This window comes from Micromonospora yangpuensis (genome assembly GCF_900091615.1).
In the GTDB taxonomy this organism is placed as follows: domain Bacteria; phylum Actinomycetota; class Actinomycetes; order Mycobacteriales; family Micromonosporaceae; genus Micromonospora; species Micromonospora yangpuensis.
The window spans coordinates 3,451,087-3,465,755 of the sequence record NZ_FMIA01000002.1; the positions used below are offsets into that span (position 1 = coordinate 3,451,087).

15 protein-coding genes are annotated in these 14,669 nt (G+C 71.8%); 8 read left to right on the forward strand and 7 right to left on the reverse strand.

Going from position 1 to position 14,669, the window contains the following annotated elements:
* Window positions 1-3: 3 nt before the first annotated feature.
* The 3 genes from GA0070617_RS15530 to GA0070617_RS15540 form a co-directional block, all read right to left on the reverse strand.
* Entirely contained in the window at window positions 4-966 is a 963-nt protein-coding gene (locus GA0070617_RS15530; protein WP_091438306.1) for an anti-sigma factor RsbA family regulatory protein, read from the reverse strand.
* Complete coding sequence (locus GA0070617_RS15535) at window positions 963-1,778, reverse strand: MEDS domain-containing protein (protein WP_217628824.1); 816 nt, start codon at window positions 1,776-1,778, stop codon at window positions 963-965. The genes GA0070617_RS15530 and GA0070617_RS15535 overlap by 4 nt, the downstream gene beginning before the upstream one ends.
* Before the next feature lie 73 nt (window positions 1,779-1,851).
* Window positions 1,852-3,426, reverse strand: a complete 1,575-nt coding sequence (locus tag GA0070617_RS15540; protein WP_091446470.1) for an FMN-binding glutamate synthase family protein — start codon at window positions 3,424-3,426, stop codon at window positions 1,852-1,854.
* A 104-nt stretch (window positions 3,427-3,530) separates the two neighbouring features.
* Between GA0070617_RS15540 and GA0070617_RS15545 the strand changes: the two genes are divergently transcribed.
* Entirely contained in the window at window positions 3,531-3,962 is a 432-nt protein-coding gene (locus tag GA0070617_RS15545) for a hypothetical protein (RefSeq protein WP_091438310.1), read from the forward strand.
* Window positions 3,963-4,010: 48 nt separating this feature from the next.
* Here the strand turns inward: GA0070617_RS15545 and GA0070617_RS15550 are convergent, their stop codons facing one another.
* Genes GA0070617_RS15550 through GA0070617_RS15560 form a run of 3 tightly spaced genes read right to left on the reverse strand, consistent with a single transcriptional unit; the run spans window position 4,011 to window position 5,601 of the window.
* Window positions 4,011-4,526 (reverse strand): NUDIX domain-containing protein, encoded by a 516-nt coding sequence (locus tag GA0070617_RS15550; protein WP_091438313.1) that lies wholly within the window; start codon window positions 4,524-4,526, stop codon window positions 4,011-4,013.
* A 56-nt stretch (window positions 4,527-4,582) separates the two neighbouring features.
* Window positions 4,583-5,224, reverse strand: a complete 642-nt coding sequence (locus GA0070617_RS15555; RefSeq protein WP_091438316.1) for an SRPBCC family protein — start codon at window positions 5,222-5,224, stop codon at window positions 4,583-4,585.
* Window positions 5,221-5,601: an ArsR/SmtB family transcription factor gene (locus GA0070617_RS15560; RefSeq protein WP_091438319.1), complete on the reverse strand. Its 381-nt coding sequence runs from the start codon at window positions 5,599-5,601 to the stop codon at window positions 5,221-5,223. Before GA0070617_RS15560 ends, GA0070617_RS15555 begins: the two co-directional genes overlap by 4 nt.
* A 264-nt stretch (window positions 5,602-5,865) precedes the next feature.
* On the opposite strand from GA0070617_RS15560, the gene GA0070617_RS15565 reads away from it, so the two are divergent.
* Window positions 5,866-6,060 carry a CsbD family protein gene (locus GA0070617_RS15565; RefSeq protein WP_091438322.1) on the forward strand — a complete coding sequence of 65 codons (195 nt, stop codon included), beginning with the start codon at window positions 5,866-5,868 and terminating at the stop codon, window positions 6,058-6,060.
* 69 nt (window positions 6,061-6,129) lie between these two features.
* Here GA0070617_RS15565 and GA0070617_RS15570 read toward each other — a convergent pair whose 3' ends face one another.
* Window positions 6,130-7,524 carry a KamA family radical SAM protein gene (locus GA0070617_RS15570; protein ID WP_091438324.1) on the reverse strand — a complete coding sequence of 465 codons (1,395 nt, stop codon included), beginning with the start codon at window positions 7,522-7,524 and terminating at the stop codon, window positions 6,130-6,132.
* Between the two features lie 131 nt (window positions 7,525-7,655).
* On the opposite strand from GA0070617_RS15570, the gene kdd reads away from it, so the two are divergent.
* From kdd to GA0070617_RS15600, 6 genes are read left to right on the forward strand one after another with little or no spacing between them, the layout of a single operon-like run.
* Window positions 7,656-8,717, forward strand: coding sequence for an L-erythro-3,5-diaminohexanoate dehydrogenase (kdd, locus tag GA0070617_RS15575; RefSeq protein ID WP_091438327.1), 1,062 nt, complete (start codon window positions 7,656-7,658; stop codon window positions 8,715-8,717).
* A gap of 5 nt (window positions 8,718-8,722) precedes the next feature.
* Complete coding sequence (locus tag GA0070617_RS15580; protein WP_091438331.1) at window positions 8,723-10,288, forward strand: amidohydrolase; 1,566 nt, start codon at window positions 8,723-8,725, stop codon at window positions 10,286-10,288.
* Window positions 10,285-11,844 (forward strand): lysine 5,6-aminomutase subunit alpha, encoded by a 1,560-nt coding sequence (gene kamD, locus GA0070617_RS15585; protein ID WP_091438335.1) that lies wholly within the window; start codon window positions 10,285-10,287, stop codon window positions 11,842-11,844. The genes GA0070617_RS15580 and kamD overlap by 4 nt, the downstream gene beginning before the upstream one ends.
* Window positions 11,841-12,611, forward strand: a complete 771-nt coding sequence (gene kamE, locus GA0070617_RS15590) for a lysine 5,6-aminomutase subunit beta (protein ID WP_091446474.1) — start codon at window positions 11,841-11,843, stop codon at window positions 12,609-12,611. The genes kamD and kamE overlap by 4 nt, the downstream gene beginning before the upstream one ends.
* 35 nt (window positions 12,612-12,646) lie before the next feature.
* A complete protein-coding gene (gene kal / locus GA0070617_RS15595) occupies window positions 12,647-13,027 on the forward strand; it encodes a 3-aminobutyryl-CoA ammonia lyase (RefSeq protein ID WP_091446477.1) in 381 nt (126 codons plus the stop codon).
* Window positions 13,024-14,355, forward strand: a complete 1,332-nt coding sequence (locus GA0070617_RS15600; RefSeq protein ID WP_091438339.1) for a glutamate mutase L — start codon at window positions 13,024-13,026, stop codon at window positions 14,353-14,355. The genes kal and GA0070617_RS15600 overlap by 4 nt, the downstream gene beginning before the upstream one ends.
* Window positions 14,356-14,669 lie beyond the last annotated feature (314 nt).

Genomic DNA, 14,669 nt, shown 5'->3' on the forward strand with positions numbered 1-14,669 from the left:
GCCTCACCGGGCGACGTGCGGGTTCCCGGCGGTCAACCGCAGCGTGAACCCACCGGGACCCCGCTGCATCGTGACGTGGTTGCAGGACTGGTAGGTGATCCACAGGCCGAGCCCACCCGGGGCGTCACCGCCGGCCGGCAGGAGCCCGACGAACGGGTCCTTCGGACCGTCGCCGGCGTCGGCGACGGTGACGACCATCCGGTCGGGGGCCCGCCAGAGCCGGAACCGGACCGGTGGCTGGCCATGGCGCAGGGCGTTGGTCACCGCCTCGCTCACCGCCACCACCAGATCCTCGACGTCGTCGACCGGCAGCCGACCGTCATCGGCGGCGTAGACCGCCGCGCGGGCCTGCACCGGGGTCGGGTCGGTCAACTCCGCGACCGGCGTCGACTGCTGCACCGGGTCGGCCAGCACCGGTCGCGGCTGGCCGAGGTACGTCACCGGGTCCTGGTAACCGGGGCTCGGCACGTGCCGGCCGTCGGCCGTGGCCACCCGGGGATGGGTGCGGGCGACGTCGTCGAGCACCGCGGGGGGAGTGGTGCGCAGGTCGTACGCGCACATGCTCCACAACGGGAACTCGTCATAGGCGTGGTTGATCGCCGACTCGTACCGCGCCCACCAGTCCCAGGTGGGGCCGAGCGCGACCGTCGGCACCTCGCCGACGACGCGGATCTGCCGGGCCCCCTCGGCCACAAACGAGCCGAACAGCCGCTGATAGGACCGGATCGCGGCGGTGGGACGGGCGTACATCCGTCCACCGGGCAGGTAGGTGACCGCACAGTCGGCCGGCAGCTCCGCCCGGACCAACGCGGCGGTGCGCTTGCCCAGGGCGACCATCGTCGGCTCACCCGCCGCCACCCCGCCGAGCAGGAACGGCACCACCACGGCGAGCAGGTCCTCGTCGCCGGCGTAGCGGACCGCCTCGTGGTAGTAGCCCTGGTGTCCGGCCGCCGCCCCGGTCCTCATCGCGCCGTCTCCACCCGGACGCGGGACAGGCTCAGCACCTCGACCAGGCGCGCGGCGGCGGTGCGCGAGGTCCGCAGCACCGCGGTCACCCCGTGCCGGCCGGCGTGCTCGTCCAGGTGGATCAGGGACCGGTGGTCGATGTAGCGCAGCTCGGCGGCGCTCACCTCCAACCGGCCGTCGACGCCGCGGGGATCGGCGTGTGTCAGCGCGGCCCGGAACAACTCGTGGTTGGTCGGATCCAACTCACCCACCAGGGCGCACTCCTCACCGGGCCCGGCGGCGAACAGCCGGAACAGCACCGACGCGTTGGTCTCGGGATGCAGGCAGGCCAGCTCGTCGACCGCCCGGTCACCGAGCACCCGCCGGTCGAAGGCACACAGCGCGGACATCGGTCGGGCCCGCATGTACCGGTCGACCAGGTGCTCGTACCGGGCGAACGCGGCACGCTCCGCCGGCCCCCGCACCAGCGAGGTCACGTCGGCCACCACCCGCAACCCGGTGAAGCCGGCGGCCAGCGCCTGCTCGGTGAGCGCCGCGTAGGCGCTCACCTGGGCCTGCGGGTCGACCCGGCGGGCACCGAGGTAGGTGGTCGACAGCGGGACGACCCGGACGGCGTCGCGTCGGATCGCCTCGGTCAGGCCGGCGAGCCGACGCAGCGCGGGTGGCGGACCGTCGTCGGCCACGTACCAGACGCGTTGCCCGGTGGTCAGCCCCTCGTCGACGAACTCCCCGGCGCGGGCCACGAAGGCGGACGGGTCGTCGTAGGCCCAGCAGAGGTGACCGTACGACCCGGTCGGTGCCTGGTCGATCACCGCGAACGCCTCACGCCCGACAGTCTATGCCCTCACCGGTCGGGACCTCGACGGCCACGTGCCCGGCACCGGTTCAGCCGACGGCCGTGGCGGACGGTTCGGCGCTGCCGCCGCGCGGCGCGGTACCGGCCATCAACGCGACGATCGCGGCCTGGTCGGCCGCCGACGGCAGCCCCCACTCCGGCTGGTAGCCGTACACCTGCCGCAGCGGGGTCGAGGAGGTACGCCCGTCGAGCATCTCCACCGAGTCGGTGCCGATCAGGCCCGGATGCTCCACCCCGCACGCCTCGGCCACCTTGATCAGGTCCCGGCGCAGGGTCCGCAGGTAGTTCGCCGCCCGGACCGCCTTCGACCTCGGGTCCAGGCCCCGGGTCAGCCACCGGTTCTGGGTGGCCACCCCGGTCGGGCAGGAGTCGGCGTGGCACTGCTGGGCCTGGATGCAGCCGATCGCCAGCATCGCCTCCCGGCCCACCGAGACCAGGTCACAGCCGAGGGCGAAGGCCACCACCGCGTTGTCCGGCAGGCCCAGTTTGCCGCTGCCGGAGAAGACCACGTCCTCGTGCAGGCCGCGTTCGGCGAAGGTCCGGTACACCCGGGCGAAGCCCTGCTGGAACGGCAGCGACACCGAGTCGGTGAAGATCAGTGGGGCGGCGCCGGTGCCGCCCTCGCCGCCGTCGACGTTCACGTAGTCCACGCCCCGGCCGGTGTCGCGCATCAGGTCGGCCAGCTCCGTCCAGAAACCCAGGTCACCGACGGCGGACTTGATCCCCACCGGCAGACCGGTCTCGGCGGCCAGCAGCTCCACCCAGTCGAGCAGGCTGTCGCAGTCGGAGAACTCGGCGTGCCGTGACGGGCTGACGCAGTCCTGCCCGGCCGGGATGCCCCGGGTGGCGGCGATCTCCGCCGACACCTTCGCCCCGGGCAGCAGCCCACCGAGGCTGGGTTTGGCACCCTGGCTCAGTTTGATCTCCAACGCGCGTACCGGGGCGCCGGCCACCACGTCCTTGAGCCGGTCGAGGCTGAACCGGCCGCGCTCGTCCCGGCAACCGAAGTACGCCGTACCGAGCTGGAAGACCAGCTCCCCGCCCCGCCGGTGGTACGGCGACAGCCCGCCCTCGCCGGTGTTGTGCAGGCAGCCGGCCAGCCCCGCGCCTTCGTTGAGCGCCGCGACCGCTGGACCGGACAGCGAGCCGAAGCTCATTCCGGCGATGTTCACCACCGAGGCCGGGCGGAAGGCCCGGGCCCGGCCCCGCGCCCCACCGAGCACCTTGGCGCACGGCAGCCGCACGTCCTGGCCGGCGGCGGGCGCGGACGGCGGCGCGGTCCGGCCGAACGTCCGGTGCATGATCACCGGGTAGCCGGAGGTGTGCTCGACGTCGTTGTCGGTGCCGAACCCGAAGTAGTTGTTCTCCTGTTTGGCCGAGGCGTAGACCCAGCGCCGCTGGTCCCGAGTGAACGGGCGTTCCTCGTCGTTGCCGGCGACGATGTACTGGCGCAGCTCCGGGCCGATCGACTCCAGCAGGTACCGGGCCCGGCCGACGAGGGGATAGTTGCGCAGCAGGGCGTGGTCGCGCTGGAGCAGGTCACGGGCGGCGAGCCCGGCCAGGGCGGCGAGGGTGACAGGGATGGCACGGTTGACCCACTTCATGCAGGCCATCCTGCCCTCCATCGCCGTGACCTGCACGGTCACCGTAGGCGGCGCATCGACGGTCGTCGGGCCGGAATGTCGTACCCCGGGCGCACCATGGGGTCATGGTTGCCCACGCCCTTCCCCATGCCGCCGGTCAGCCCCATGCCGCCGGTCAGCCCCACGCCCTGCCGTTGCGTGAGGTCCGCACCCGGCTGACCCAGCTCGTCGCGATGGCCGAGCTGACCGACACCGTCACGACGATCACCCGGGACCGGGACAGCCGGCCGGTCGCCGCGATCGTCCCGGCCGGCGCGGCCCGCACCCAGGCCCAGGCCCGCGCCGACGCCGAACGCCTCGCCACGGTGACCGCCGGCTGGGCCCGCCGCCTCGACGCCAGCCACCAGCAGAGCGTCCGCCGACACGCGGCCGAGCTGCGGGCGGTCACCGAGGCGCTCGCCGAGGCCTGGGCCGAGCTCGACCGCAGGTCCACACCGGGCGGTGACCCGACGCTGGACCGCCTCCGCGCCGCCCACGCCGACCTGCTGGGCCGGTGATCCCGACCGCCCTACGCCGCCACCGTCGGCCGGCCGGGCGCCGGGCCCCTACCGGTCGCGGTGTCCGGCGAAGAAGTCGGCGAGCACCCGGGTGTGGGTGGAGAAGGCGAGCTCGACCGGTTCGGTGACGACCAGCCACTCGGTCGCCTCCTCGGTCGGCGCCGACGGCGGCAGCTCGTCCGCGTCGCGCTCGGGCAGCGTGCCGAAGATCATGATGGTGCCGCCGGCGGGAGCGCCGTGCACCGCGAAGAGGCGGGCCTGTCCGGCCGGGGCGAGCAGACCGGTCTCTTCCCGCAGCTCCCGGACCAGCGCCTCGGACCACTCCTCGCCGTACTCGATGAAGCCTCCGGGCAGGGCCAGTTCACCCCGGGCCGGTTCGATGTCGCGGCGGACCAGCACCACGCCCAGTCCGGTGGCGGTGCGGACCGGCAGGACGGCGACCGCGACCGGCAGCGGGTTGCGCCACACGGTCTGGCCGCAGGTCGCGCAGACCCGCGGCCAGCCGGCGGCCGCCGGGTATCCGGTGCCGCAGTAGGAGCAGTGGGAGAACGGTACGGCGGTCACGCCGCAGCACGTTACCCGTCCGACCCGCCAACGGCATCCGCCCGGCCGTGCCCTTCTCAGGCGGGCTCGGCACCGGTGTAGAAGGCAGCCGTCCGGGCCGCCGCGGCGTGTGCCTTCGCCGGGTCGCTGCCGCCGGCGGCGTCCGCCTCACCCCACCCCTGGGCGGCCCGGGTGGCGAAGTCGCGGCCCTGCTCCGAGGCGGTCCAGGTGGCGACCTCGGCCGGGTCGACGGGCGCACCACCGCCGGCCAGGTGCAGGGCCAGCCCGAGCAGCCCCAGCTCCCAGCCGACCCCGACCGCGCCCGGGCCGAACTGGTCCCACCGCTCGTCGTCGACGTGGGCGATGTGCTCCAGCTCGAACCGGGTGCCCCCGTCGGGGGTGCCGGCCAGGCGCAGCTCGATCCAGCTGACGTCGCCGCCGTACTCCCAGGTGGCGGTGAAGCCCTTGGGTGGGTCGCACCGTTGCACGGTGCCGCCGGCGTTGCCCGCGAGCTGGTAGCGGCCGTGCAGGCGTAGGTCACCGGTGACCGGCAGGAACCAGCGGGGGATCCGTTCGGGGTTGGTGCAGGCGTCCCAGACGTCCTCCGGCGCGGCGTCGTAGGTCCGGCTGATGGTGCTCACCCGGGCCTGCCCGGCGGGCAGCGTACGGGTGCCGACCCGCCGCTGGACGGCGCTGACCTGGTACGTCACATCGATCATGATTCTCCTGTCGAAGGTTCGTCGCTGTTCTGCCTGTCGGCCTCGGCGCGCAGCCGGCGTTCCCGCCGGCCCCGGGCCAACTCGGTGTCGAGGGCGAGCAGTGGCGGCGTCCAGAACCGGCGGAAGCTGTCCAGCCAGCTGTCGATCTCCCGCAGCGGTTGCGGGTTCATCGCGTACAGCCGGCGGGTGCCCTCCGGTCGGACGGTGGCGAAGCCGTTGTCGCGCAGCACCCGCAGGTGCTGGGAGACCGCCGGCTGGGAGATCCGGAACTCCCGGCCGATGGCGGCGCTGACCGCACCGGCGGTCAGCTCGCCCTCGGCGAGCAACTCGAGGATCCGCCGCCGCACCGGGTCACCGAGAACGTCGAACGCGTGCACCCGAGCTTTCTATCACGCACGGCTTATATAAGCCAACCTTGACTCTCGACTCGCGGCCGGTCCGTGCGGGATCGGGCCACGTTCCGGGAGGGCCTACTTACCGACCACGGCGGGTCGCTCTCTTCACCTAGTGTCCTAGGATGCCCTAGCGGATATGAGCCTCCGCTCACCAACCCCGGCAGGTTTCCGGCAAGCCGGCACCGGGAACCCAGAACAACAACGAAACAAGCACCCTTGACCAGGGAGCGGACCGAGGGAGGCGACATGGGTTTCACCGACAAGGCGAAGAACAAGGCCGACGAGCTGACCGGCGCCGCCAAGGAGCGCATCGGCGACGCGACCGACAACGACCGGCTGCAGGCCGAGGGCGCCGCCCAGCAGGGTGAGGCGCGGGCCCGGCAGGCCGGCGAGCACGTCAAGGACGCCGGGCGCGACGTACGCGACGCGTTCACGAAGTAGTAGTCACCGCGACGCGGCGGCCCCGGAGGATCGATCCTCCGGGGCCGCCGCGTCGTGTCTGGTGCCGGGTCAGTCGTCGCGGTGTTCGTGCCACCACTGCCGGCCGGTGTCGGGCAGGGTGTCGATCGGGTCGTAGTAGGCGTAGCGCTTCTCCAGGGCCGTCAGGTCGGCGGACTCGATGGAGGTGCGGTAGTTCTTGGTCCAGTAGGAGATCCCGCGTTCGCGGTCGTACTCGGTGAGCATGTGCACCCAGCGTTTGCCGACGAACGGGACGTCGCAGACCATCCGTGGGGTGGCGTATCCGGGCAGGTAGCCCATGATGTCGTGCTGGAGCTGCTGGGCCTGCCAGACCGGGACCCGCCAGTGTTCCGCGTTGGGGATCATGTCGCACAGGTAGAAGTAGTACGGCAGTATCCCGGCCTCACCCTGCAGGGCGAAGCAGAGGTCGAGCAGGTCGGCGCTGGTGTCGTTGACGCCGCGCAGTAGGACGCCCTGGTTGCGTACGTCGCGGACGCCGACGTCGAGGGCGGTCTGGGCGGCCCTGGCGACCAGGGGGGTCAGCGACTGGGCGTGGTTGACGTGGGTGTGGATGGCGAGGTTGACGCCGCGGCGGGCGGCGGTGCGGGCGACCCGCTCCAGGCCCTCGACGACGTCGGGCTGCAGCCAGTGCTGGGGCAGTCCCATCAGCGCCTTGGTGGCGAGCCGGATGTCGCGGACGGTTTCGATGCCCAGCAGCCGCATCAGGTACGACTCCAGGTTGCGCCAGGGGACGTTGGCGACGTCACCGCCGGAGACGACGACGTCGCGTACCCCGGGGTGGGCCTTGAGGTAGGTGATGTGGGCGTCGTAGCGGTCGACGGGTTTGAGGGTGAGCTTGAGTTTGTCGACGGCGGGGGTGGAGTTGCCTACCAGGTCCATCCGGGTGCAGTGCCCGCAGTACTGGGGGCAGGTGGAGAGCAGTTCGGCGAGGACCTTGGTGGGGTAGCGGTGGGTGAGGCCTTCGGCGACCCACATGTCGTGTTCGTGTAGCGAGTCGCGGCTGGCGTAGGGGTGTGAGGGCCAGTCGGTGCGCCGGTCGGAGGCGACCGGGATCATGTAGCGGCGGATCGGGTCGGCGTGGAAGGCCTCGGTGGTCGGTGGCGCGGACGGCACCATGGTGTTGAGCATCTGGGGGGTCACCAGCATGGACATGGTGGCCAGGGCGCGTTGGTCGGCGGCGAGGTCGGTGTAGAAGCTTTCGTCGACGGTGTCGCCGAGGACGGCGCGCAGCTGGGTGGGGTTCTTGACGCAGTTGACGCGTTGCCATTGGGCGGATTCCCACTGGTCGCGGGTGACGTGACGCCAGCCGGGGAAGCGGGTCCAGTCGGGTTCGACCAGGGGGGCGCGGCGGTATTCGTAGGGTTGGCCGGCGGCGGGGGTCAGGTGGGGCCCGGGGATGGTCTCCGCCGGTTGGGTCTGGGTCACGGCCCCTCCTCTGGTGGTGTGTGGCGAGTTCGTAGGGTACTGGAAATTATTCGGTTGAGAAATTAGTCTGCCGTAAGTTTTCCCGCTGTGCGAGCCTGGGGCGGGGTTTCGGTCGGCTGGGGGAGGTTGGCGTGACGTCACCGGTTGGTCTGCACCGGGTCGTGGAGCCGGTGGGGGTGCTGCCGCAGGCGGCGTGGCGGTTGGACGCCGACCCCGCGGTCGGGGCGAACGAGGTACGGGTCCGAGTGCAGCGGTTGAACCTGGACGCGGCGAGCTTTCGCCAGCTCTGGGAATCCCATGGCGGGGATGGGGAGAAGGTCCGCGCCGAGGTGCGGGAGATCATCGCGGCCCGGGGCAAGATGCAGAACCCGGTGACCGGTTCGGGTGGGATGTTGATCGGCACGGTCGAGGAGGTCGGCCGGCGGTCACCGTTGGGGTTGCGGCCCGGGGACCGGGTGGCGACGTTGGTGTCGTTGACCTGGACACCCTTGACGATCACCGACGACCTCGTCGGGTGGGACGGCTGCAGCGAGCAGGTGCCGTGCGACGGCTACGCCATCCTGTTCGCGCGGTCTCTGGCGGCGGTGTTGCCGGCGGATCTCGACCCCGAGTTGTCGCTGTCGGTGTTGGACGTGTGTGGGGCGCCGGCGTTGACCGCGCGGGTGGTCGCCGAGCAGGTGGCCCGGCGGGAGCGCGAGGGGGATGCGCGTCCGGTGTCGGTGGCGGTGATCGGTGGTGCCGGTAAGAGCGGGTCGCTGTCGTTGGCGGCGGCGCGGCGGGCGGGTGCGGGTCGTACCGTCGGGGTGGTGCCGGTGGCGGCGCAGCGCGACGCGCTGGTGGCGGCGGGCCTGGCGTCGGTGGTGGCGGTGGCCGACGCGCGGGATCCGGTGGCGTTGTCGACGGCGGTGACCACGGCGTTGGGGACGCCGGCGGACGTGACCGTGGTCTGTGTGGACGTGCCGGGGTGTGAGCACGGCGCGGTGTTGGCCACGGCGGACGGCGGCACGGTGGTGTTCTTCTCGATGGCGACGAGTTTCGCGGCGGCCGCGCTGGGTGCCGAGGGGTTGGCGGCGGACGTGACGATGCTGGTGGGCAACGGGTACGTCCCGGGGCACGCGGAGTTGGCGTTGGAGTTGGTGCGCGCGGAGCCGGGGGTGCGTGGGCTCTTCGAGGCGCGGTTGGCGGCAGACTGACCGCCATGACGATTGCCTCGACGTTGTACCGCGGTGGAGTGCTGCACTGTCCGGCGGAGCCTGGCGCGACGGCGCTGTTGGTGCGTGATGGTCGGATCGCCTGGTTGGGGGTGGACGCCGACGCGCCGGTGGCGGACCGGGTGGTGGAGTTGGACGGGGCGTTGGTGACGCCGGCGTTCGTGGACGCGCATGTGCACGTGACGGACACGGGGTTGGTGTTGTCGGGCCTGGACCTGTCGGCGGTGCGGTCGGCGGGGCAGTTGTTGGACGCGGTGGCGGTGTTCGCGGCGGGGTTGCCGGCCGACGCGGTGGTGTTGGGTCATGGCTGGGACGAGTCGCGGTGGGCTGACGCGGTGTTGCCGGATGCCGATGCGGTGGGTCGGGCGGCGGGTGGTCGGCGGGTGTATCTGTCGCAGGCCTCGATTCACTCGGCGTTGGTGTCGCGGGCGTTGTTGGCGGCGTGTCCGCAGGTGGTGGGGGTGGCGGGGTACGACGTGTCGGGGTGGTTGCGGCGGGACGCGCATCACGTGGTGCGGGCGGCGGCGCAGGGTGCGGTGTCGCGGGCGCAGCGGGTGGCGGCGCAGCGGGTGGCGTTGCGGCAGGCGGCGTCGGTGGGGATCGCGGCGGTGCACGAGTGTGGTGGTCCGGAGATCTCCGACGAGGAGGATTTCACGGGTCTGTTGGCGTTGTCGGGGGTCGGGGTGCCGGAGGTGTACGGGTACTGGGGTGAGTGGGGTGGTGCGCGGCGGGCCCGGGAGTTGGGTGCGGTGGGTGCGGGTGGGGATCTGTTCGTGGACGGGGCGTTGGGGGCGCGCACGGCGCAGTTGTCGGTGCCGTATGTCGACGGTGGGGGTTGTGGGCACGGTTATCTGAGTGCCGAGCAGGTTCGTGATCATTTGTTGGGGTGTGCGGAGTACGGGTTGCAGGGTGGTTTCCACGCGATCGGTGACGCGGCGTTGTCGACGGTGTTGGCGGGGTTGGCGGGGGCGGCGCAGCGGTTGGGTACGGATCGGGTGCGGGCGGCGCGGCATCGGGTGGAGCACGCGGAGTTGGCGGACCGGCGGTTGATCGCGGGGTTCGTGGAGTTCGGGGTGGTGGCGTCGATGCAGCCGGCGTTCGACCGGTTGTGGGGTGGTGCGGGTCGGATGTACGAGTCGCGGTTGGGGTTGGCGCGGTCGTTGGCGTCGAATCCGGTGGGTGCGATGCATTCGGTGGGGGTGGCGTTGGCGTTCGGGTCGGATTCGCCGGTGACGCCGTTGGATCCGTGGGGTTCGGTGCGGGCGGCGGTGGCGCATCACAGTGCGGCGCAGCGGATGAGTGTGCGGGCGGCGTTCGCGGCGCATACCCGGGGTGGGTGGCGGGCGGTGCGGATGGATCGTGAGGGGGTGTTGGCGTTGGGTGCGCCGGCGACGTTCGCGGTGTGGTCGACGCCGGCGGGGGTGTCCGGTGGTCTGCCGGTGTTGGAGGCGGCGGATCCGGAGGTGCGGGGGGTGGGGGATCCGACGCCGTTGCCGGTGTGTCGGGCCACGGTGTTGCGGGGTGACGTGATCTATCAGGAGGGGGTGTCGTGACGGGCAAGCTGGGGCTGGATCCGGTGGTGGTGGGCCGGGCGCGGGAGTTGGCGCGTCGGGTGGGGCAGCCGGTGGTGGATCTGGCGCGTAGCCACACGACGGTGTCGGTGGAGCGGGCGGTGTTGCGGCTGGCGGGGGTGTCGGGGGCGGATCCGGATGGTATTCCGTGGGTGAACCGGCTGGTGGACGCGGTGGTGGCCGATGTGGGGTTGGGTAGCGGGGTGGCGGTGCCGGTGTTCGACGCGCTGGCGCGTGAGGGCGTCGGGGATGTGACGTTGTTGGCGCAGTTGGCGGCGTCCGGGTCGGTGCGGTTCGAGGTGCCGGTCGGGAAGGCCGCGACGGTGGCGCGGCGGGTGTCGCGGCGGGCGGTGGCGGCGGGGGTCCGGCGGATCGACAGGCGTCGGGTGGAGCGGGATCGCCTGGTCAAGCGGTTCGGGGATCCGCCGCGGCGGCCGTGGATCTATCTGATCGTGGCGACGGGGGACATCTACGAGGACATTCCGCAGGCGCAGGCGGCGGCGCGGGCGGGTGCGGACGTGATCGCGGTGATCCGGTCGACGGGGCAGTCGTTGTTGGACTATGTGCCGGAGGGGGCGACCCGGGAGGGGTTCGCCGGGACGTACGCGACGCAGGAGAACTTCCGGTTGATGCGGGCGGCGCTGGACGAGACGTCGAAGGAGCTGGGCCGGTACGTGCGGCTGACGAACTACGCGTCGGGGCTGTGCATGCCGGAGATGGCGACGTTGGCGGGTCTGGAGCGGCTGGACATGATGCTCAACGATTCGATGTACGGGATTCTGTTCCGCGACATCAACCCGATCCGCACGTTCGTGGACCAGCGGTTCTCGCGGCAGGTGCACGCGCGGGCGGGGATCATCATCAACACCGGTGAGGACAACTACCTCACGACCGCGGACGCGGTCGAGGAGGCGCACACGGTGACGGTGTCGCAGCTGTTGAACGAGTTCTTCGCGCACGAGGCGGGGCTGACCGACGACCTGCTGGGGTTGGGGCACGCGTTCGAGATCAACCCGGATGTGCCGGAGTCGTTGCGGTTGGAGTTGGCGCACGCGTTGTTGGCGCGGGAGTTGTTTCCGGATGCACCGTTGAAGTGGATGCCGCCGACGAAGCACATGACCGGTGACGTGTTCCGGGGGAATCTGCTGGACGGGTTCTTCAATCTGGTGGGTGCCATGACCGGTCAGGGCATCCTGCTGGTGGGGATGATGACCGAGGCGGTGGTGACGCCGTGGTTGTCGGATCGGGACATCGCGTTGCAGAACGTGCGGTACGTGTTGGGCGCGGCGGGTGGGTTGCATGAGGATTTCGTGCCGGCGCCGGGCGGGTTCGTCCAGCAGCGGGCGCACCGGGTGCTCGCCGACGCGGTGGAGTTGCTGGAGCGGATCGGGCAGCAGTCGTTGTTGACGGCGATCGCCGAGGGCACGTTCGGGATCATGAAGCGGCCGGCGGACCGGGGCAAGGGCCTCGACGGTGTCGCGCGGCACGAGGACGGCTACTACAACCCGGCCACGGAGATCCTGGAGTGCCCCTCATGAGTGAGCGCAGCGGGGGTGAGAAGCGGGTGGTGCGGCCGTACGGGGACACCACCGGTGACGGGATGGTGCAGGTGTCGTTCACGTTGCCGGTGGCGCATGACAAGCGGGCCGAGGGTGCGGCGGTGCAGTTGGCCAACCGGATGGGCCTGGACCCGGCGATGTTGGTGCACGCCAAGCCGATCGGTGACGGGTTCACGTTCTTCGTGGTGTACGGGCGGGTGAACCACCTGGTGGATCTGAACGCGGTGCAGGTGGTGGAGCGGGACTTTCCGTTGTTGGGCGCCAAGGAGGTCAACGCGGTGGTGAAGCGGCGGTTGCGGCGCAAGTTGTCGGTGGTGGGGGCGTGTATCGGTACGGATGCGCACACGGTGGGCATCGACGCGATCCTGAACGTCAAGGGCATCGCGGGGGAGAAGGGGCTGGAGTACTACCGGGAGTTGAAGGTGACGAATCTGGGCGCGCAGGTCAGTGTGCCGGAGTTGGTGGAGGCGGCCCGGGTGGAGCGGGCGGACGCGGTGTTGGTGTCGCAGGTGGTGACGCAGCGGGACGCGCATCTGCACAACACGCGGGAGATGTCGGCGGCGTTCCGGGAGGCGATGCCGGCGGGGCGGCGGCCGTTGCTGATCGTGGGTGGTCCGCGGTTCGACGAGACGATGACCGGGGAGCTGGGGGTGGATCGGATCTTCGGTCGGGGCACCACCCCGGGTGAGGTCGCCAGTTACCTCGTCCACGCGTTGATCACGAGCAGGAAGGTGGACACCCCATGAGTGAGCGCCGTGAGGGCGTGCCCGGTCAGCACCCCGTGGGTGATCCTCGGCTGGGTCTGACGGTCACCCATCGCCGGTACGTGCCGTACTCGCATGCGCACTATGCGGGGAACCTGGTCGATGGGGCGTACGTGTTGGGGTTGTTCGGGGATGTGGCCACAGAGGTGTGTATCCGTACCGATGGTGATGAGGGGTTGTTCGCCTCGTACGCGGATGTGCAGTTCCGGGCGGCGGTGCGCGCCGGTGACGTGGTGGAGGTGACGGCGACGGTGACGCGGGTGGGTTCGCGTAGTCGGGTGGTGGAGTTCGTGGCGCGGGTGGTGTGTCGGGGCAGTGGTGGGTCGGCGGCGCAGGTGTTGGTGCCGCCGTTGGTGGCGGTGACGGCGACCGGCACGGTGGTCGTGGCGGCGGCGTGAGGGTCGCGGTCTGCGCGGATGTGGGGTCGACGTTCACGAAGGTGGTGGTGGTCGACCTGGATGCCGGTGTGCTGGTGGGTGCGGCGTCGGTGCCGACGACGTCGGGTACGGATGTGCTGCACGGCCTGGACGCGGCGGTGGTGGCGGCGGGTGGGGGCCGGCCGGGTGGTGACGTGCCGTGGTACGTGTGTTCGTCGGCCGGTGGTGGGTTGCGGTTGGCGGTGGTGGGTCACGAGGAGTTGGTGACGGCGCGGGCGGGTCGGCGGGTGGGGTTGTCCGCGGGTGCGGATGTGGTGCACGTGGCGGCGGGGCGGTTGGGGGCGGCGCAGCTGTCGGCGTTGCGGGCGGCGCGTCCGGATGTGGTGTTGTTGACCGGCGGCACCGATGGCGGTGACGCGGAGGTGGTGACGCACAACGCGACGCGGTTGGCGCGGGCGCGGTGGCGGGTGCCGGTGGTGGTGGCCGGTAACGCGGCGGTGGGTGGGGCGTTGGGGCAGCTGTTGGCCGGTGCGGGGGTGCCGGTGACGGTGGCCGGGAACGTGTTGCCCCGGATCGGGGTGTTGGCGCCGGATTCGGCGCGGGCGGCGATCCGGGAGGTGTTCCTGCGGCATGTCATCGGTGGTAAGCGGCTGTCGCGGGGGTCGCGGTTCGCGCGGTTGGTGCGGGCGGCGACGCCGGATGCGGTGTTGACCGGGGTGGAGGTGCTCGCCGGGGTGGTGGGTGGGGATCTGCTGGTGGTGGATGTGGGTGGGGCGACCACGGACGTGTATTCGGTGTTGGTGCCGGATGAGCGGGCCGGTGGTCCGGGGCGGCAGGTGGCGGGGGCGTGGTGGCGGGCCCGGACGGTCGAGGGGGACCTGGGGGTGCGGTGGAGTGCGCCTCAGGTGGTGCGGGCGGCGGTGCGGGAGCGGCTGGTGGACGCCGACGAGCAGGTGGTGTTGGCCGCGGCGGCGCAGGCGCGGGCCGCGGAGGTGGGGTTCGTGCCGGTGGAGCCGGCGCAGCGGGCGGTGGACCGGCGGTTGGCGCAGTTGGCGGCGGTGGTGGCGGTGCGCCGGCATGCCCGGGGTGCCGCGGGTGGGGAGCGGTGGGGTCGGGATCTGCGGGATGTGCGGGTGGTGGTGGCCTCGGGTGGGGTGGTGCGCCATGCCGGCGGTGACGGGGTGCAGGTGGTGGCGGGGGTGCTCGCGGATCACGCCGGGGGGTGGGCGGTGCCGCGGGCGGCGCGGCCGGTGGTGGATGTGGAGTACGTGTTGGCGGCTGCGGGGTTGTTGGCGGTGGATCATCCGAAGGTGGCGCGGGAGTTGGTGGGTTGGGGGTTGCGCCGGTGAGCGGTTCGCCGCGGGCGAAGGTGGTGCGACACGCCGTGGCGCGGCACACGACAGGCCGGTGTGGGTTGACAACGGCGGGGGTCGGGGTCGTACCGTCTTTGAGTCCTACCACGGGAAGCGGCTGTTGTTCGCTTCGTCTCTTCGTCCGCTGGCCGAGCGACACGGTGCGATGTGTCGCGGCGGCCAGGTCCAGCGGGCGGGGGTCGGCGGGGCGGCGCGAACCGGTCGCGGTTACCGGTGTACGGGCAGGGTGAGGTGCACGGCCAGTAGACAACGGCCAGGCGTGGGGCAGCCAGTCCACGTCGGGTCGGTCC